Genomic DNA, 17,831 nt, shown 5'->3' with positions numbered 1-17,831 from the left:
CCCAGGACGGCAGATGACTTCGATCCTTCCCATTTTGCGCGGTATACACGGTGTCTGGCTGCGCGAGATCATGCGTGCCACCCGTGACAAGGGTCAGCTTCTGGGGGGCGTCAGCCGTCCGCTGATCTGGCTTTTGATCCTTGGCGTCGGTCTGAACCCCTATTTTCGTGGTGAAGTGTTCGGCGAGGTGCGGCTGGTTTTGCCTTATAGCTACCTGCAATTCCTGTTCCCGGCCGTGATCGTGCTGAACATCATGTATACCTCGATCCAATTCGCGGTATCGGTGATTTGGGATCGCGAATTCGGCTTTCTGCGCGAGGTGCTTGTCTCGCCCATGCCGCGATGGGCGGTCTTGCTGGGCAAGGTTCTGGGCGGGGCGACGGCTGCGACCGGGCACGGAACGCTGGTGCTGATCCTGGCGCGCTTTGCCGATGTCACGCTGACCTTGCCACAGGTTTTGCAGGCCATCGGCTATATGTTCGCGCTGTCCTTTGCACTGACCTGCTTTGGCGTGGTGCTGGCCAGCAAAGTGCGCAGTTTCGAAGGGTTTGGCGTCTTTTCAAATACCGTGATCCTGCCGCTTTATTTTGCCTCATCCTCGGTCTTTCCGCTGGACCCTTCGCTGACGCGCACGCAATTGGTGGCAAGCTATCCCGAATGGCTGATCATGCTGATCCGCGCCAATCCCATCACCTATGCGGTCGATGCTTTGCGCGGCATCTTGATCGGCTTTAACCAATTCGACCCCATGATCGGCTTTGCCTTGGTTGGGGCCGGCATCATTGGCTTTTTCCTGTGGGCCTTGCGGAGTTTTGGCAAGTGACGGGCGGCTGGCGCCGCTGGCGCAAACCGTTGATCGATCTGACGGTGATTGCACTGTTTCTGGGCGCCCTCAGCTATTTGCCGCCCGATACCTCGCTGGCGGACCGACAAAAACAGGGTTTCGTGCGGTTTTGCGTGCCAGATCGCGACAGCGCGCTGATCCGCGCCAATGAGCCGGGCCATCCCGGCCCCGAACTGGCCCAGATGCAGGGCGTGGCCCAACAGCTGAAGGTCCAGCTTCGGGTTGTCGAGATCGCGAATATGGGCCGCTCGTTTAATCCGCGCGACTGGCAGATCGGGCGTGGTCAATGCGATATTCTGGGGGGTGGTCTGGCTGATAGCGAGACCAATCGCGGGTTTTTGACGCTTTTGCCCAATGGCGGACGAATCGGTCTTATCCGGGCGGGCGGTGCCAAGGATTTGCCCGCTGGCGCGACGGTGGGTGTCTTTATGGGCTCGGCCGGGTTGGACCGTGTGCGGCTTTCCAGTTGGATGCGCGCGGCTGGCTGGAAGGCGCGACCACTTGCCGCACCCTCGGATTTGACGGCTTGGCTGGGGCAGGGGGGCACGGCGATCGCCTCAAGTTTGACACCTTTGCCGCCCGATACACCCATTCACGAGCTGCCGCCGCAAGCGGGTGAAAACACGGCACTAGCCTTTGGGTTGTGGCGTGGCGACGTGACGCTGACCCGTGCGGTGCGTCAGGCGTTAGAGCGGGAAATGCAGCGCGAACAAATCGTTGCGCCTGCTAATTAACTCTACGTCTTTTCAAAAAAAACCGAATATTTTGTATGCCGAGGGATACGGCCACCTCTTGAACTTCCCCTCAAACGGGCGCATCCCTCGTTAAGGCTTATTAACGGCGAAACTTTTCGTCGTGATAAGTCGTTAACGGAATGCGCGAATTTCCACCCAGTCGTTGCCACGTTCGTTCCCATCCGGGAGACGGGCCGCGATTGCGTCCTTTGGGCGTTTGCGCAGCTTTCCGCGGTGCAAACCGTAAGTCAGACCGATCTGGAACGAGCAGAGACTCGTGCCGGACGAAACAGCATGGAGGCTCAGGTGCCAGCCAAAATTTTCGGACGCTCCACTGTCCTTGCAATCACTTCTGCCGTAGCCATGACATTCGCGTCAACTTCGACAATCGTCGCAGCAGGCTTCACGGCCGAGCAGGCGACGGCGGGTCAGACCGCATATATGTCGCAGTGCTCGCAATGCCACGGCGTCCGCCTAGAAGGTCCCGAAGCTCCGGGTCTTTTTGGCCAGGACATCATGGGCAACTGGGATACTGCAGGTGGTTTTTACGAGTTCATCTCGGTCGCGATGCCCCCGGCAGCGCCGGGACAGCTTGGTGAAGAAACCTATCTGAACATCATCGCATATATCATGCAGCAAAACGGCGCAGAGGCTGGCGACAAAGCCCTGACCACCGCTGATATGGCGAATGTCAGCCTGGTCGCCGAGACCAAGGATGGCGCTGCCAAACTGGCACTGGCCAACCAGGAAACGACCATCGAGGCCGGTGATACGAATGTTCCTCAAGCTTTCACTTGGGGCAAAGAACTTCCGCAGTTCAAAAACTAATTCGGGTTTTGGCGGTGCCGGGCTGACCGGTTAACTGCCTCCAGGAGAGACAGAGAATGAAACTCAACATTCGCAAACAGCTTCTGATCGCCTCGACGGCACTAATCACGCTGGTTCCGGGCGCTTTCGCACAAAGCGTTCTGGACAAATACACCCCCGTTACCTCGGAAATGCTGGCCAACCCGCCGAAAGGCGACTGGCTGCAGTGGCGCGGTGACTATGCCAACACCGGCTTCTCGGGTCTGGACCAGATCAACAAAGAGACGGTCAAGGATCTGGAACTGGCATGGGCATGGCCGATGGCTGATGTCGGCATCCAGGAAACCGTTCCGCTGATCCATGACGGCGTTATGTTCCTGCAGACTTCGAACGGTATCGTCGAAGCGCTTGATGCAAAATCGGGCGACCTGCTGTGGACCTATCGCCACGTTCTGCCGGAAATGCCCAGCTCGTGGTCGTATCAGGCCAACCAGGCACGCCGCCAGAAAAACTCGATCTCGCTGGCTGGTGACAAAGTCATCCTGACCACGCCGGATGCGAAACTGGTCGCGCTGGACGCGAAAACCGGCAAAATCGCATGGGAAAAGCAAGTTCTCGACTGGGAAAAGGGCTATTCCTATACGATCGGTGCTCTGATTGCGGGTGACAAGATCATCTCGGCAATCTCGGGCTGCTCGATCGCCGGTACCGCAGGCGGCTGCTATATCATGGCGCATGACCTGAACACGGGTGAAGAGCTGTGGCGCTTCAACACGATCGACGATCCGGAAAACCCCAAGCAGCAAGAAAGCTGGGGCGAAGTTCCGGCGGAAAACCGTTGGGGCGGCACGCCGTGGACCACCGGTTCCTATGACCCGGAACTGGGCATCACCTATTGGGGCGTCGGCATGCCCGGCCCTTATGCAGAGCTGATCCGTGGTTCGGGTGATGGCGATGTGCTTTACACCAACTCGACGCTGGCACTGGACGTCAACACCGGCAAGCTGAAGTGGTACTTCCAGCACCTGCCGCAGGACAACTGGGATCTGGACAGCCCGTTCGAGCGTATCCTGGTTGACCAGGAAGTCGACGGCAAAACCCACAAGATGCTGGTTTCGGTTCCGGGCAAAAACGGTATCGCTTTCGCACTTGACCGCGAGACCGGCAAATACCTGTGGTCGAAAGAGACCGTGTTCCAGAACGTCGTGACCAAGATCGACGAAGACGGCACCGTCCATATCAACCAAGATCTGATCCCGACTTCGGTTGGTCAGGCCGTGCATGTTTGTACCTCGGTTTCGGGTGGCAAACTGTGGCAGGTTGGTTCCTATAGCCCGCTGACCCAGACCTACTACGTCCCGCTGACCGAAGCGTGCAACGACGTGACCCCGACCCAGTCCGAATTCACTGCCGGTAACGCAGTTGGCTCGGTCAAGTTCGGTCCGCGCGTTCTGCCCGAAGGTCAGGACAAAGCCGGTCTGTTCGAAGCACTGTCGATCAACCCGACCCAGGGTGATCACCTGTGGCAGCACCGTCAGCGCGAAGCTCCGACCTCGTCGGTTCTAGCAACCGCTGGTGGTCTGGTCTTTGGTGGCGACGCTGCGCGTTACATCAAAGCCTTTGACGACAAGACCGGTGATGTGCTGTGGCAACAGCGCCTGAACGCACCGATCGGTGGTTCGCCTGTGACCTATGAGATCGACGGCGAGCAGTATCTGGTCGTTCCGACCGGCTATTCGAACTCGGCTTCGACCATCTCGTCGGCCTTCCTCGAGACCCCGCTGCCGAACGGCAACGGCAACTCGATCTTCGTGTACAAACTGAAAAAAGACGCGAAGTAAGACCGTAACGGCATGACTTGAAAAGGGGGCCTCGGCCCCCTTTTTGCTAGCTAAGGAAAGGTTCAGAGATGATGAAATGGCTGATGGCGGGGGTGTTTGGCTTTGCGGCGGCAACCTCATGCGTTGCACAAAGCTATGGCGTACCTTCCGAGCTTTTGAACAATACCCGCCGCATGGACGGCGACAAGTTGCAGATCTGTGTCGATGTCACCGGCAAGCTGCATGATTTTGATCGGGCCGTTGGTCAGGCCATCGCCGAGGCTTTGTTTCTCAAGCCCGAGTTCCACGAGGGATTTGGTGGCTATCCGACCAGTGGCGAAGGCTTTCTTGATGAGCTGCAGATCGCCATGACCAATACATGCGACATCATGGTCGGCATGACGGTGCAAGAGAACTCGCCCTATCCCGATTGGTCGGTGATCAGCCGACCCTATGTCAGCCTGCCCTATGTGCTGGTGGTCAAGGATGATTACAAATCGTTGATGGATATCGAGCGCAGCCGTAAGCTGGGCACAGCGCTTTCATCCATGGGAGAGCGGGTGTTCATCACCTGGAACCAGCAATTGCCCAAAGAGCAGCGCTTTATCCGACTGCCCTATGCCGATATGGATCTGATGAGCAAACGCGTGGCTGATGGCTCGATCGCGGGAATGGTGATCTGGCAGCCGGTCTTTGCCGCGCTGCAACGCGCGGGCAATCCCGATGCGGCTGGGCTGCATGTGATTTCGCTGAAACCGGTCCCCAATACGGTCACACGTGTCGGGATCTTGATGAAGCAGCGCGACAGCTATCTGCGTACGCAAGTCGATACTGCAATCGACGCGCTGATCGCGGATGGCACGATTGCGGCCCTGATGGCCGAATACGGTTATGAAGGTACGGCAGGCGACGCCAAAGACGCGCAATAGGCCCATTGTGATCGGGTTTTGACAGGCCGGGGCGTCAAGCTGGCGTCCCCGGCCGCCTGTCTTTCGCCAGATTGCCCGCGCTTAACCCTAATGCCCGGACCGTCTGTTTCCTGATCGCGTGTGGCCAAATCGTATGGCCCGGTTGGGATCGCCCGGACCTTAAACCAGCCGCAATGCCTTGACCCATGGGGTGACATCGGGAAACCAGCCCAGGATGACAAGAATGGCCGCCACGGCCATTCCGATGCCCGCCAGCTTGCGGTACTTTTTGGCAAGGCGCGGAAAGATGGGCGGGACTGCCGTTCCCATCATCAGCCCCGGCAGCGGCAAAAGCCCCAGTGCAACCGAGCCGACCAAGACATTTTGCAATGTGTCGATGCTGGCCAGCGTCATATAGCCGGCCGTGCGCGGCAAAACCTGATGTAACGGGGCGCGGGTCAGGTCCAGTACCGGCACAAGCGCCAACAAGACCGCAAAGCTAAGCAAGACTGCCACGGCAGGGCGCAGCCTTTGGCCCCAGCTGTGCGCGGGGCCGACAGGCATCGGCTCGATCCAGCTCATGCGAAAGGCAATGCCCAGAAAGATCCCCGACAGCAGGACATGACGAAAGGGGTTGAAGCTTAGACGATCTTCATCGCGTGGCCGCCGATCCCCCAGAGCCGTCAAAATTGCGGCCAAAAGTCCGCCCTGCAACCCGGCATAGATCAGAACTGCGAGAATACGCAGCAAGATTTCTGGCATGGTCAGATTATATAGAAATACCATCTCGCGCGGTCCCGGTGGCAGCAGCGCCCCCCGTTTGCCGTGATCGGCGGGTCATGTCCACCTTTAGCAGGCATGGTTTTGGGTGGGGCATGGCTGCTTTGCGCCAAGACCTTGCCGCGCGAAGATAAAAGGCCGCGCCCCTGTCGGGATGCGGCCAGAGCCAAGGATAGAAGCCTGACCTTAGCGCGAGGTCAGATCATCGGGCAGATCGCGATTGTGGAACTTGGTAAAGACCTCGCGCAATTTCCCGTTCTCGAAATTGGTCTTTACCCATTCATCCGTCCAGGCCACCAATTCGGGATTGCCCTTGGGAATGCCAATGCCAAGGTTGGTTTCCTTTTGCACGAATTTCGTTTCCAGCGGGTTGGAGGCGCGTTTTTCATTGATACCGCCCAGAACCGCAGATTGGCTTGAGATGATGTCCAGCTGGCCGGAAACGGCAGCCGTGATCAACGTGGCATCATCCTCGAAGCGCAGGATTTCTGCGCCATTGGTTTGTGCAGTGATGTCCTGATCATTGGTGGTGGCGCGGGTCACGCCGATGCGCTTGCCGGTCAGATCGGCATAGCTGCTGATCGCTTCCGAGGCAGGTGCTGCGACAATGATCGATAAGGTGGCATAGGGCACCGAAAAGTCGATCGCCTGTTTGCGCTCATCGGTGATGCCAAGCGCCGAGACCACCAGATCGGCCTTGCCGGTCTGGATCGTGGGGACGCGGGCGGCATTGGTGATCTCGATCAGCTCCAATTTGACGCCCAGATCTTCGGCCAGCATCTTGGCGGTTTCCACATCCGAGCCGGTCGGCTGCATCTGGCCATCGACAAAGGAATATTGCGGAATGCCCATCGCCACGGCGATGCGGATTTTTCCGGCATCCTTGATCTGCTGCAAATCGGCCAAAGCGGGCGCGGCTGCGGCACAAAGGGCCAGCGCTGCGCTGGCAGCAAGGCGGGTCAGGGTCTTGGTCAGTGTCATGGGTCTTTCCTCCTATTGGGTCGTTCGTTTCTGAGCCGGGCATCTGCCCGGTTTTGGCCCTGAGCCGGTGAGGGGCTCAAAGATCGTGTTCAAGGAAATCGCGCAGCTCGGGGGTTGCGGGATCGCTTAGGATCTCGGGGCCGCCGGTTTCGTGAATATTTCCTTGATGCATAAAGATGACGCGATCTGCTGCGCGGCGGGCAAAGCCCATCTCATGGGTGACGACGACCATGGTCATGCCCCCCTTGGCCAGATCCTCCATCACGCGCAAAACCTCGCCGGTCAGCTTGGGATCAAGGGCCGATGTGACCTCGTCAAACAGCATGACCTTGGGCTGCATCGCAAGCGAACGCGCAATCGCCACGCGCTGTTGCTGACCACCCGAAAGCTGTTCGGGATAGGCGTCGTATTTCTCGGATAGGCCGACCTGGGCCAGCACGCGGCGCGCAATTTCCGCAGCGTCCTGGCGTGGCATGCGCTTGACGCGCTTCAGCGCCAGAATGACGTTTTCGGCCACGGTCATATGCGGGAACAGGTTGTAGGATTGAAAGACCATCCCGACATCCTGACGCAAGGCGCGCAGATCGACATCGGCTGCACTGACCTCGCGGCCACAGACCTCGATGCGGCCGCCCTGAATTTGCTCAAGGCGATTGATGCAGCGAAGTGCCGTGGATTTCCCCGAGCCCGAGGCACCGATCAGGGCCACGACCTCTCCGGGGGCAATGTCAAAGCTGATGCCTTTAAGAACTTCGAGCGCGCCGAAGCGTTTGATCACATGGTCAAGTTTAACGGCGGCCGGCATTTAGTTTCCTTTCCAGTGAGCGGCTCCATAGCGACAGCGGATAGCAGACCGCGAAATAAAGGCAGGCAGCGATGCCAAAGACGAGGAAGGGCTGAAAAAGCGAGTTGTTGATGACCTGTGCCGCGCGGGTCAGCTCGAGAAAGCCCACGACCGAAGCCAGCGAGGTATTCTTGATCAGCTGCACCAGAAAACCCACGGTCGGCGGGGTGGCGATGCGCATGGCCTGAGGCAAGATCACATCAATCAGCGCTTGCCAGCGCGTCAGCCCCATTGCCTCGGCGGCCTCGAATTGGGTTTTCGCAATCGAGATGACGCAACCGCGCCAGATCTCGCCCAGAAAAGCGGCCGAATACAGCATCATCGCCAGTGAGGCCGCGACCAAAGCGGGCACTTCGACGCCCAGAACCCCCAGCCCGAAATAGATCAGGAACATTTGCACCAAAAGCGGCGTGCCCTGAATGATCTGGACATAGACCAGCGACAGGTTTCGCACCCATGCCCGCGGTGAAATCCGCCCCAGCATGATGGCAAAGCCACCGATCGCCCCCAGCACCAAGGCACATGCCGAAAGGATCAGCGTCCAGCCCAAACCGTTTAGTAGATAAAGAAATTGCGCCCAGGTGAAGCCAGACATCTAGATCCCCCCCAGCTTGCGGCGGCGGGGAAAGGCCCATTGGCCGATTGCCCAGAACGCACCACGCATCAGGAAGGTGATGGCCAGATATAGAAGGCCGATCACGATATAGGTCTCGAGCGAGCGGAAGGTGTTTGACTGGATGTTGTTGGCCACGCCCGTCAGCTCTTCGGCCGAGATCTGCGATGTGATCGAGGTCGTCAGCATCATCAAGATGAACTGGCTGGTCAGCGCCGGATAGACCTTTTCAATCGCGGGCATCAAGATGATGTCGCGGTAGATCTGAAAGCGCGACAGCCCCAGCGCCTCTGCTGCCTCGATCTGGCCGGGGGGTACGGCCTCCATCCCGGCGCGCACGATCTCGGCGGTATAGGCGCCGATATTGATCACCAGCGCGAAAACCGCCGCGGCCAAAATGGGCAGGCGCAAGCCCACCGAGGACAGGCCAAAGAAGATGAAGAAGATCTGAACGATGAACGGCGTATTGCGCACGGTCTCGATATAGGCGCCCGTCACATTGCGCAGCAGCGCATAGCGCGACCGACGGGCGATGGCACATAGAACGCCGATGATCATGCCAAAGATCACCGAAGCCACTGTCAGCTGAATGGTTACCCAGGCGCCCGAAAGGAATTCCTCCCAATAGGGCGCCAAGGCCGAGAAATTGAACTCATATCGCATTGCCACGGGCCTCCCCTCCCGTATTCGGCAGGGAAGTTATCGTGCCAGCCATCCACCATCGACGGGCACGACCGTGCCGTGAACATAGGCGGCGGCATCCGAAGCAAGAAAGACCGCAGCGCCCCCGATATCGCTGGGATTGCCCCAGCGACCGGCGGGAATGCGCGCCAGAATATCGGCGCTACGCTGCGGGTCATCACGCAAAGCCGTGGTGTTATTGGTCACGAAATAGCCCGGGGCGATGGCGTTGACATTGACCCCTTTGGCCGCCCATTCGCAGGCCAGCAGCCGCGTCAGCCCCGCCAGTCCGCTTTTTGATGCGGTATAGGACGGGATGCGGATGCCGCCCTGAAATGACAGAAGCGAGGCGATATTCACGATCTTGCCCCCGCCCTGAGCGATCATGTGACGCCCCGCCGCCTGAGACAGAAAAAACACCGTTTTCAGGTTGGTATCGATGACCGCATCCCAATCGGCCTCGGTGAAATCCACGCTGTCGGCGCGGCGGATGATCCCGGCGTTATTGACCAAAATATCAAGCCGGCCGAAGGCTGCCAGGGTTTCATCAAGGATACGGGCCACTGGCTCGATCGTGGACAGATCTGCAGAAATGGCGTGAAAGCGCGCCCCGGCCTGGGTAACGGCGGCGGCTGTTTCGCTCATGTCCGAGCGGCCGACGCCCGCGATATTCGCGCCCGCCTGTGCCAGTGCAATCGCAATGCCTTGCCCGATGCCGGTATTGGCACCCGTCACAATCGCGGTGCGCCCGCGCAGATCAAAAGGACTGGCCTGCGTCACTTCAACTCTCCCATGGTCAGGTGATCCATGTCGGTGAAGTCCTTGTTGTCGCCCGCCATCGCCCAGATGAAGGAATAGGCCGATGTGCCCGCGCCAGAGTGGATCGACCAGCTCGGAGACAAAATCGCCTGTTCATTGGCCGTGACGATATGGCGGGTTTCCTGAGGCTCGCCCATCAGGTGAAAGACGCGCTGATCCGCAGGCAGGCCGAAATATAGATAGGCCTCGCAGCGGCGGTCATGGGTATGGGCGGGCATGGTGTTCCAGATGCTTCCGGTATCAAGCCGGGTCATGCCCATGGTCAATTGGCAGGTCTCAACCACATCAGGATGCAGGAATTGAAAGATCGTGCGGCGATTGGCGGTGGCGACATCGCCCAACTCAAGGCGGTTGGCGCGGCTGGCGTCGATCAATGTGCTGGGCAGGTCGGCATGAGCCGGTGCCGAAAGCAGATAAAACCGCGCCGGATTGGCCGGATCAAGGCTGGCAAAGCTGGCAAGCCCGGTCGAGCGTCCGATGTAAAGCGCAGCCTCGCCATGCAGGTCATGAGCCACGCCATCCAGCGTGATCCGACCCGGCCCGCCGATATTGATCACGCCCCCCTCGCGCGCATCAAAGAAGCGTTTTTGACCGACGGCTTTGGGCGCCAAAAGTTCGAGCGGGCTCGAAGTCGGCGTGATGCCTCCGACGATCAGACGGTCGGTGTGGCTATAGGTCAGGCGGATTTCGCCGGGGGTGAACAGGTTTTCGATCAGAAAATGGCGGCGTAGTTCGGCCGTATCCATCTGGCGCGCCATTTCGGGGTGAACGGAATGGCGGATGTCGGTGGTCATGCTCATGTTAGGACGCGCTCCTCTCGCGGTCGTCATAGAAATATTCGCGGTCCATCTGGTCCAATGCTGCGATCTCATCGAGCATCTGTCCCAGATGGTGGCCCATGGCTGCGGTGGCGGCAGCACCGTCTTGTGCGACGATCGCGTCACGAACGGCGCGATGCTCGCCCAGAACGCGGATCAAGCGCCCCTCTTGGGGCAGCGTCATCACGCGGTAGCGGTCAATCTGGGTGCGGGTGTGATCCGAGGTCGCAGCGACCGTCGGCAGATCGGCGATCTGGCCGATCAGCGCATGAAATTCCAGATCATTGCGGTGGAAATCCTCGACGGCATCTTGCGTGCAAAGGGCCTCCATCTGGGCAAGGTTGTGATCCAGCGCGGCAATGTCGGCTTTGGTGCGGGTCTGGCAGGCGGTTTGCACCAAGACGGCCTCAAGCGCGCGGCGGATGATGATGGATTCGCATAAAACCCGGACCGGAATGCGCGCAACAAAGGTGCCGGCCTGCGGAAAAATCACCAGAAGCCCTTCGTCCGCCAGCCGCAGGATCGCCTCGCGGACCGGGGTGCGCGAAACGCCAAAGCGGGCGATCAGCTCTTTTTCGGACAGCCGGTCATTAGGGCGCAGCCGCATGGTGACGATATCATCGTGCAGTTCCTTGTGGATCAGATTGGCAGTGCGCGGCGCCTTGGCGCGCTGACGCGACAAGTCAGACATGCCCTCGACGCTGCGCAACCGCCGCATCCCCGCACCGCTTTCGCTGCTGGGAAGATAGCAGATACCGGGATGAAAAAGTCCTGACATAAGTTTGCCTTCACGATTCGAATATTAAAGTACTAGTATTTCAGTAATCGGCAAAACTTTTTTAGTCAGCCCGGCATCAGGCTTTTGGCTGAGGTTTCAGTGGTCTTTTGCGATCAGATAGTCCGCGACCGCCTGATAGGCAGGCAATGAGGTGGGGTCATTGGTCCCATTCGCCGCCACAGGATGCGAGGCGAAGCGCGCAATCACCATATCGGCCTTGGGGTCGATATAGATGGTCTGGCCGTGAACGCCACGCGCGGCAAAGGCCCCATCGGCATTGTGCAAGACCCACCACATGCCGGCATAGCTGCCTCCGGGCAGGGTGGTATATCCGGCCTTGGCAAAAGCCTCTTTGTCGCCGCCCTGACGGATGCTTTGCACGGCCTGAGCCGGGAACAGGCGCTGACCGTTGATCTCGCCCTCGTTCAAAACCAGCTGACCCAGTCGGGCCAAATCGCGCAGCCCGCCGCTGAACCCTCCGCCCGCAAAGGCTGTTCCGGTCCCGTCGACGGTGTAATATGCATCCTGCTCGGTGCCCATTTTTTGCCAGATCCGCTCGGACAGAAGCTGAGGGACTGACTTTTGCGCGGTTCGGGCAATGATCCAGCCAAGCGCGTCGCTGTTGACGGTCTTATAGCCAAAGGCCTCGCCATGCTGTCCCTGGGGTTTGATCGTTGCCAGAAACTCGTAATAGCTGCGCGGGCCGGTGTAATCTGCGGGCTTTGGCAAAGGGTTTGCCGCCGCATTATAGGTCCAGATTTCGGCTTTGGGGTCGGCGTAATCTTCGCTGAAGGCAAGGCCCGTGGTCATGTTCATGACCTGGCGCACCGTCGCATTGCCAAAGGCGCTGTCTTTCAGCTCGGGCAGAATTTCGGCCACGATCTGATTGTCATCCAGCTTGCCCTCGGCGACCAAGATTTCGGCCAAAAGCCCGGTCAGCGATTTGGTAACTGACATCGCGCCATGTTTGCCCGCCACATCAAGGCAACCGGAATAGGTTTCATAGATGATCTTGCCATGATGCAAGATCACGAGGCCATCGGTGTAATTGGCCGCCAGGGAATCGGCCCAGCTCATGTCCTCGCTGGCGCCAAGCGGGGTAAAGCGAATGGCGTCGATGCCCGGGTCAAGTGCCTGCTCGAACGCGACCGGGGCACCCAAGCCGCGGCTGACCTCGACGGTCGGCAGCAGTTCGCGGAAGTGGCACACGGTCCAGCGCATTTTGGGAAAGCTGAAATAATTGCTGTCAGGCTGGCCGATAAGGCGATCTGGCGGGGGCGGAAAGCCCTGCATCCATCCCATCTTGACCGGGTCGGATTGCGCGGCAGTCAGCACCTCGGCCTGTGCGGCCGGCAGTTGCGACAAAGCAAGGCTGGCGCCGATCAATGCGCTGCACATAGGCGAGGGACGTTTCGACATTTTGGCGCCTTTCAGAGGCTATGGGCACCTCGTCCCGATGCGTCTTGGATCGAGCAGGGTGCAGATGGGCAGATCCCTAGACGTTGAGCGACCAGCAGCCGCCACAACTTTCTATGGAATGCCTGCATGGCGGGGGTGTCAAGGCAGGATCGGGTGAGCACTCGCATCGCGGCAGCCCCGCGGCCTGCGTCGTGGCGTGCCTGCGTTGTGGCGTGACGGGGCAGGGCGTGAGGCGGGCTGTGGGGCGGGACCTGCGGGCTGCGGGGCAGGCCAGCACCCTTTCCCGCTAAGCTGGAGGCCCTTGCTGGGTTAAGCAGCCTGATGCGATCGCTAAGGATAGCAGGGCATCTCCGGCGGCGCGGTGAACCGGGACCACATCTTTGGGGCAGGCGTGTTTTGGCATGCAAAGCAGGGTGCCGGGCGGTGCAATTTGGGTACCCCTCTGGCGTTGGGGCAGGGGTAAGCCCGATCTGGCCTTTTGCCCGGCGTGGACGGGCCAATCCTTGCGACCTTGCGACCTTGCGACCTTGCGACCTTGCGACCTTGCGTCCTTGCGGCAGGGCTGATCTTTGGCCCATGCCCGTCCTGATCTTGGCCATTCTTGCGGGACTTGTCATTTCCGGGCGATGCGCGGATAAGTCCAACCTTTCTTAGATCAAGCGAGTTCGCCTTGTCCTTTCCTTCCGACCGACCGCTTAGCACCGTCGATGCGCTGGTCGAGGCAGGCCTTGCCCCGCAAGATGCAAGCGGCGATCTTGCGCGCGTGGCCGACCAGTTCCGCATCCGCATGACCCCGGCCATGCAAGGCGCGATGCTTCGCGAGGCGGATGGCCGCCCGCAGGCCCTTGATCCGGTGGCCGCCCAATTCGTGCCCGATGCCCGCGAGCTGTTCATTCGCCCCGAGGAGTTGCATGATCCCATTGGCGATCAGGCACATAGCCCGGTGCCGGGGCTGACCCATCGCTATCCCGACCGGGTGATTTTGCACATCACCCATAGCTGCGAGGTCTATTGCCGCTTCTGCTTTCGCCGCGAGGTCGTGGGCGAGGATGGCAGCCTGCCCGAGGATCAGCTGACCGCCGCACTTGATTACATCGCGCGCACGCCCGCCATTCATGAGGTGATCCTGACAGGCGGGGACCCGATGATATTGTCACCGCGGCGGCTTGCCCTTGTGCTGGCGCGACTTGATGCGATTGACCATGTTGATGTGGTGCGCTTTCACACCCGGGTTCCTGTCGTCGCGCCGCAGCGGATCACCCCCCAGATGGTGGCGGCTTTGCGCCAGACCCGCGTTGCCGTCTGGGTCGTCCTTCACACCAATCACGCGCAAGAGCTGACCCCAGATGCCTGTGCTGCCTTGGCACGATTGGCCGATGGGGGCATTCCGCTGTTGTCTCAAAGCGTGCTGTTGCGGGGGATCAATGATGATGCCAAGACCCTTGCCACGCTTTTTCGCGCGCTGATGCGCAACCGTGTCAAACCCTATTACCTGCATCATTGCGATCTGGCGCGCGGCACCAGCCATTTCCGCACGACGATTGCACAGGGGCAGGCGATCATGGCCGAGCTGCGCGGCAGGCTATCGGGGGCATGTCTGCCCAGCTACGTGCTGGATTTGCCGGGGGGCTTTGGCAAGGTGCCCTTGGGCCCGGATTATGTGCAGTCTGGTGAGGGCGAAGGGCGCTATCTGATCCGCGATTGGCAGGGCCAGATCCATTCCTATCAAGACCCACAGGATATGGATTGATGGTTTTGGCGGATGCCTAAATCTGCCGGCTAGGGGTTAAGCAGGACCATCAGGTCCTGCCCGCCGCGCCAGATCATATCGGCTGCGACATAGACAATGATCGCCAGTCCCAGATAGGCGATCCAGCGGTGGCGGTTGAGAAGCCCCGCGATGAAATTCGCAGCCAGCCCCATCAGCGCGATCGAAAACACCAGCCCGATGACCAGAACACTGGGATGCTCGCGCGCGGCACCAGCCACAGCCAGCACGTTATCAAGCGACATCGAGACATCCGCCAGAATGATCTGAAGCGCTGCCTGCCCAAAGGTCTTGGGCTTGGCCGGGGCCGCGACATTGTCGTCTTGGCTGGGGTTGTGGCGCAGCTCTCGCCACATGTTCCAGCACACCCAGCTTAAAAGCAGCCCACCAATCAGCAAAACCCCCGGGAACCCAAGCACCCAGCTGGCAACCAGCGCCAGCAAGATGCGCAGCACCGTGGCCGCCAGGATGCCGATCAAGATCGCGCGGCTGCGCAATTCGGGTGCCAGTCCCGCCGCAGCCAGGCCGATCACGACCGCATTATCGCCTGCCAGTGCAAGGTCGATGCCAATAACTTCCAGCAGGGCGGCCATGCCGCTGGCGGTAAAGATTTCCATCCCAAAGCTCCGCGTCAGTCCATGTTATTCCGGCGTGCCGCGACCTTCGGTAACAATCTTCCCGAATGTCGCGGCATTCGGGCGGGCAGGGAAGGGGTGCTTGCCGACAACGCCAACACGGGCGTTACGCGGCCAGATTTGCGCCTTGAATCGGGCAGGGTCAAGCACTTGCCCGTACCAACCCCACGGCATGCACAGCTCGTATGAGCAAGGCTCATGGCTGATCCGTGCTGGAAAAGACGAGGCTTTTGGCGGTCAACCGTTGGCCAAGGCTGGACGCAGATCGGGCCTTGAGCGGCGGCAGACGGTGGCAGACGGGGGGCAGGCGGGGGGCAGATTGGCTGGGTGCCTGTCAGTAAGGTTGGCCCAGAGCTTGGCCAGACGATCGGTTGGGACTTGGCCCGAGCATGGTGGCGTTTTGGGTTTGCGGTCTTGCCATGAAACTGTCGCAAAGCTGTCATTTCCGCGTCACCTCGCGGCTTTAGGGCAAGGTATCGGGCCAGAAATGGTCGTGACCGAAATCAGAGGGTTATCATGACCGACTTTATCCGCTCCTTGACGCTGGGCGTATCGCTTTTGGGCTTGAGCACTGCGGCCATGGCACAGGAAAATGTAAGCCAGTCCAAGGATTCCTATTATACCGCCGCGCAGGCGGATTTGGCCAAGAAGATCGCGAGCCAGCAAAATGTCGGCCGTGCCAAGAATGTGGTCCTGTTCGTCGTTGATGGCCTGTCGGTGCCGACGATCACCGCATCGCGGATCTATGAGGGGCAAAAGCGCGGTGTGGATGGCGAATCCAACGTGCTGTCCTTTGAGGAATTGCTTCCCTATACCGCGCTGTCCAAGACCTATACCCATGACGCTCAGGTCGCGGATTCAGCCCCTACGGCGACGGCAATCGTATCGGGGGTCAAGTCGCTGAATGGCACGATCGGTGTCACTCAGGCCGTGCGCGCGGATGAATGCGCCAGCCAAAAAGGCGCCGAGGTCACGACCTTGTTCGAATTGGCCGAGGTGGCAGGCCTGTCGACGGGCATCGTCTCGACCGCGCGTATCACCCATGCCACGCCCGCCGCGACCTATGCCAAAGTCGCGGGTCGCGACTGGGAGGCGGACAAGGATCTGCCCGAGGAAGCTGTCAAGAACGGGTGCAAAGACATCGCAGCCCAGCTGATCGACTGGCCCGCCGGCAATGGTTTCGAGGTTGTCTTTGGCGGCGGTCGCGGCAATTTCATGCTGGAAAGCCAGCCCGACCCCGAGGATGAGGGCAAAAGCGGCGCGCGCAAAGATGGGCGCGATCTGGTTGCCGAATGGCAGCAGAAATACAATGACGGCGCCTATGTCTGGAACAAGGAAGGCTTTGACGCCATCGATGCCAGCAAGGCCGGACATGTGCTTGGCCTGTTTAACCGCAGCCATATGCAATACGAGGCCGACCGCGAGAAAGACGCAGGCGGCGAGCCATCGTTGGCGGAAATGTCGGTAAAGGCCCTCGACATCTTGTCGCAAAATCAGGACGGCTATGTGCTGATGATTGAAGGCGGACGCGTCGATCACGCCCATCATGCGGGCAATGCCGCGCGCGCGCTGACCGATACTGTTGCCGTCGCAGATGCCGTCAAGGCAGTCTATGACAAGGTTGACCCGAATGAGACGCTGATCATTCTGACAGCCGATCACAGCCATGTCTTTTCGATCGCGGGCTATCCCAAGCGCAATAATCCCATTCTTGGAGTTGCCGGGATGGGGGATGACAAAAAGCCCTATACCACCTTGGGCTATCAAAACGGCCCCGGTGCCAAACTGGACGAGCCGCGCGCCGATCTGAGCGATGTCGATACAACCGACATCGATTATCTTCAGCAGGCGCTTGTGCCGTTGGGTGAAAGCGAAACCCATGCGGGCGATGATGTCGTGATCTTTGCTCAGGGGCCATGGGCGCATCTTTTCCATGGTGTGGTCGAGCAGAACCTTGTGTTCCATGTCATGGAGCACGCGACCGATCTGGCCAACCGCGCGGCGCTGGCGGCGAAGTAATTGCCCCAGACCTGACTGGGTCCGCCAGCCTGTGCTGGCGGACCTGTCGACACGAAAGGGAACCAAGATGAGCCTGCTTCTTCGTCGTCGCAGCCTGATAGCCATGGCCCTGGCTTTGCCGCTGACGGCGCGCCCTGTGCTGGCTGCGCCGGTGACATTGAAGTTTCGCGATCTTTATCGGCGTGGCCGCGAGTTGACCCCACAGGCGCAGGCTTTGAACGGCCAGATCGTGACGATGACGGGCTATATGGCCCCTCCGCTCAAGCCCGAGATCTCATTTTTCGTTTTGACCAAGCTGCCGATGTCGACCTGTCCCTTTTGCGAAAGCGAGGCACAATGGCCCGATGATATCGTATTGGCGCTGACCGAAACGGCGGTGGCGCCCGTGCGTTTCACCGATCTGATCCGCGCCACCGGGCGCTTCGAGACCGGCTTTCAGACAGATCCTGACACGGGGTTTCTCAGCTATATCCGCCTGCGCGACACAAGCTATCGGAAGCTGTGATGATGGCAGGGCTGCAAGTGCGCCAACTTCGGCACGGTTTTGACGCAGGGGCGCAGGT

18 protein-coding genes are annotated in these 17,831 nt (G+C 59.8%); 8 read left to right on the top strand and 10 right to left on the bottom strand.

The window, feature by feature from the left end; translation table 11 throughout:
* The first annotated feature begins 13 nt into the window (after positions 1-13).
* From RTS12_RS06135 to RTS12_RS06115, 5 genes are all read left to right on the top strand, one after another.
* Complete coding sequence (locus tag RTS12_RS06135; RefSeq protein ID WP_312526509.1) at positions 14-823, top strand: ABC transporter permease; 810 nt, start codon at positions 14-16, stop codon at positions 821-823.
* Positions 820-1,578, top strand: coding sequence for a hypothetical protein (locus RTS12_RS06130; RefSeq protein ID WP_312526507.1), 759 nt, complete (start codon positions 820-822; stop codon positions 1,576-1,578). Before RTS12_RS06135 ends, RTS12_RS06130 begins: the two co-directional genes overlap by 4 nt.
* A 306-nt stretch (positions 1,579-1,884) precedes the next feature.
* Entirely contained in the window at positions 1,885-2,406 is a 522-nt protein-coding gene (locus RTS12_RS06125) for a c-type cytochrome (RefSeq protein ID WP_312526505.1), read from the top strand.
* 56 nt (positions 2,407-2,462) lie between these two features.
* The gene (locus tag RTS12_RS06120) at positions 2,463-4,226 is read left to right on the top strand and encodes a pyrroloquinoline quinone-dependent dehydrogenase (RefSeq protein ID WP_312526502.1); all 1,764 of its coding nucleotides are present in this window, start codon (positions 2,463-2,465) and stop codon (positions 4,224-4,226) included.
* Between the two features lie 68 nt (positions 4,227-4,294).
* On the top strand, positions 4,295-5,134 hold the full coding sequence (locus tag RTS12_RS06115; RefSeq protein WP_312526500.1) for a transporter substrate-binding domain-containing protein: 840 nt from the start codon (positions 4,295-4,297) through the stop codon (positions 5,132-5,134).
* A 159-nt stretch (positions 5,135-5,293) separates the two neighbouring features.
* Here RTS12_RS06115 and RTS12_RS06110 read toward each other — a convergent pair whose 3' ends face one another.
* The 9 genes from RTS12_RS06110 to RTS12_RS06070 form a co-directional block, all read right to left on the bottom strand.
* Positions 5,294-5,899 (bottom strand): hypothetical protein, encoded by a 606-nt coding sequence (locus RTS12_RS06110; protein ID WP_312526499.1) that lies wholly within the window; start codon positions 5,897-5,899, stop codon positions 5,294-5,296.
* A 180-nt stretch (positions 5,900-6,079) separates the two neighbouring features.
* Entirely contained in the window at positions 6,080-6,874 is a 795-nt protein-coding gene (locus tag RTS12_RS06105; RefSeq protein WP_312526498.1) for a transporter substrate-binding domain-containing protein, read from the bottom strand.
* A gap of 76 nt (positions 6,875-6,950) precedes the next feature.
* A complete protein-coding gene (locus tag RTS12_RS06100; protein ID WP_312526496.1) occupies positions 6,951-7,679 on the bottom strand; it encodes an amino acid ABC transporter ATP-binding protein in 729 nt (242 codons plus the stop codon).
* Positions 7,663-8,313 (bottom strand): amino acid ABC transporter permease, encoded by a 651-nt coding sequence (locus tag RTS12_RS06095; protein WP_312526494.1) that lies wholly within the window; start codon positions 8,311-8,313, stop codon positions 7,663-7,665. The genes RTS12_RS06100 and RTS12_RS06095 overlap by 17 nt, the downstream gene beginning before the upstream one ends.
* Positions 8,314-8,994, bottom strand: a complete 681-nt coding sequence (locus RTS12_RS06090) for an amino acid ABC transporter permease (RefSeq protein WP_312526492.1) — start codon at positions 8,992-8,994, stop codon at positions 8,314-8,316. It lies immediately after the preceding gene.
* A gap of 36 nt (positions 8,995-9,030) precedes the next feature.
* Positions 9,031-9,792: a 2-dehydro-3-deoxy-D-gluconate 5-dehydrogenase KduD gene (gene kduD, locus RTS12_RS06085; protein ID WP_312526490.1), complete on the bottom strand. Its 762-nt coding sequence runs from the start codon at positions 9,790-9,792 to the stop codon at positions 9,031-9,033.
* Positions 9,789-10,631 (bottom strand): 5-dehydro-4-deoxy-D-glucuronate isomerase, encoded by an 843-nt coding sequence (gene kduI, locus RTS12_RS06080; protein ID WP_312526488.1) that lies wholly within the window; start codon positions 10,629-10,631, stop codon positions 9,789-9,791. Before kduI ends, kduD begins: the two co-directional genes overlap by 4 nt.
* 1 nt (position 10,632) lies before the next feature.
* Complete coding sequence (locus RTS12_RS06075; protein WP_312526486.1) at positions 10,633-11,427, bottom strand: GntR family transcriptional regulator; 795 nt, start codon at positions 11,425-11,427, stop codon at positions 10,633-10,635.
* 96 nt (positions 11,428-11,523) lie between these two features.
* On the bottom strand, positions 11,524-12,846 hold the full coding sequence (locus tag RTS12_RS06070; RefSeq protein ID WP_312526484.1) for a serine hydrolase: 1,323 nt from the start codon (positions 12,844-12,846) through the stop codon (positions 11,524-11,526).
* Positions 12,847-13,516: 670 nt separating this feature from the next.
* Between RTS12_RS06070 and RTS12_RS06065 the strand changes: the two genes are divergently transcribed.
* On the top strand, positions 13,517-14,596 hold the full coding sequence (locus RTS12_RS06065; protein ID WP_312526482.1) for a lysine-2,3-aminomutase-like protein: 1,080 nt from the start codon (positions 13,517-13,519) through the stop codon (positions 14,594-14,596).
* Between the two features lie 29 nt (positions 14,597-14,625).
* On the opposite strand, the gene RTS12_RS06060 is transcribed toward RTS12_RS06065, so the two are convergent.
* Positions 14,626-15,231: a TerC family protein gene (locus RTS12_RS06060; RefSeq protein WP_312526480.1), complete on the bottom strand. Its 606-nt coding sequence runs from the start codon at positions 15,229-15,231 to the stop codon at positions 14,626-14,628.
* Between the two features lie 534 nt (positions 15,232-15,765).
* On the opposite strand from RTS12_RS06060, the gene RTS12_RS06055 reads away from it, so the two are divergent.
* On the top strand, positions 15,766-17,268 hold the full coding sequence (locus tag RTS12_RS06055) for an alkaline phosphatase (RefSeq protein WP_312526478.1): 1,503 nt from the start codon (positions 15,766-15,768) through the stop codon (positions 17,266-17,268).
* Between the two features lie 67 nt (positions 17,269-17,335).
* On the top strand, positions 17,336-17,773 hold the full coding sequence (locus RTS12_RS06050; protein ID WP_312526476.1) for a hypothetical protein: 438 nt from the start codon (positions 17,336-17,338) through the stop codon (positions 17,771-17,773).
* Positions 17,774-17,831: the final 58 nt, after the last annotated feature.

Source organism: Paracoccus sp. (in: a-proteobacteria) (genome assembly GCF_032007265.1).
Classification (GTDB): Bacteria; Pseudomonadota; Alphaproteobacteria; order Rhodobacterales; family Rhodobacteraceae; genus Paracoccus.
Note: the sequence above shows the minus strand (reverse complement) of the source record. Positions and strands in the feature narration are given on the sequence as shown.

Excerpts from the sequence above, each read along its gene's own strand:
- RTS12_RS06060 (WP_312526480.1), bottom strand. The coding sequence starts at position 15,231 with ATGGAAATCTTTACCGCCAGCGGCATGGCCGCCCTGCTGGAAGTTATT.
- RTS12_RS06050 (WP_312526476.1), top strand. The coding sequence starts at position 17,336 with ATGAGCCTGCTTCTTCGTCGTCGCAGCCTGATAGCCATGGCCCTGGCT.
- RTS12_RS06105 (WP_312526498.1), bottom strand. The coding sequence starts at position 6,874 with ATGACACTGACCAAGACCCTGACCCGCCTTGCTGCCAGCGCAGCGCTG.
- RTS12_RS06095 (WP_312526494.1), bottom strand. The coding sequence starts at position 8,313 with ATGTCTGGCTTCACCTGGGCGCAATTTCTTTATCTACTAAACGGTTTG.
- kduI (WP_312526488.1), bottom strand. The coding sequence starts at position 10,631 with ATGAGCATGACCACCGACATCCGCCATTCCGTTCACCCCGAAATGGCG.
- RTS12_RS06055 (WP_312526478.1), top strand. The coding sequence starts at position 15,766 with ATGACCGACTTTATCCGCTCCTTGACGCTGGGCGTATCGCTTTTGGGC.
- RTS12_RS06120 (WP_312526502.1), top strand. The coding sequence starts at position 2,463 with ATGAAACTCAACATTCGCAAACAGCTTCTGATCGCCTCGACGGCACTA.
- RTS12_RS06115 (WP_312526500.1), top strand. The coding sequence starts at position 4,295 with ATGATGAAATGGCTGATGGCGGGGGTGTTTGGCTTTGCGGCGGCAACC.
- RTS12_RS06110 (WP_312526499.1), bottom strand. The coding sequence starts at position 5,899 with ATGGTATTTCTATATAATCTGACCATGCCAGAAATCTTGCTGCGTATT.
- RTS12_RS06100 (WP_312526496.1), bottom strand. The coding sequence starts at position 7,679 with ATGCCGGCCGCCGTTAAACTTGACCATGTGATCAAACGCTTCGGCGCG.
- RTS12_RS06070 (WP_312526484.1), bottom strand. The coding sequence starts at position 12,846 with ATGTCGAAACGTCCCTCGCCTATGTGCAGCGCATTGATCGGCGCCAGC.
- RTS12_RS06090 (WP_312526492.1), bottom strand. The coding sequence starts at position 8,994 with ATGCGATATGAGTTCAATTTCTCGGCCTTGGCGCCCTATTGGGAGGAA.
- RTS12_RS06075 (WP_312526486.1), bottom strand. The coding sequence starts at position 11,427 with ATGTCAGGACTTTTTCATCCCGGTATCTGCTATCTTCCCAGCAGCGAA.
- RTS12_RS06135 (WP_312526509.1), top strand. The coding sequence starts at position 14 with ATGACTTCGATCCTTCCCATTTTGCGCGGTATACACGGTGTCTGGCTG.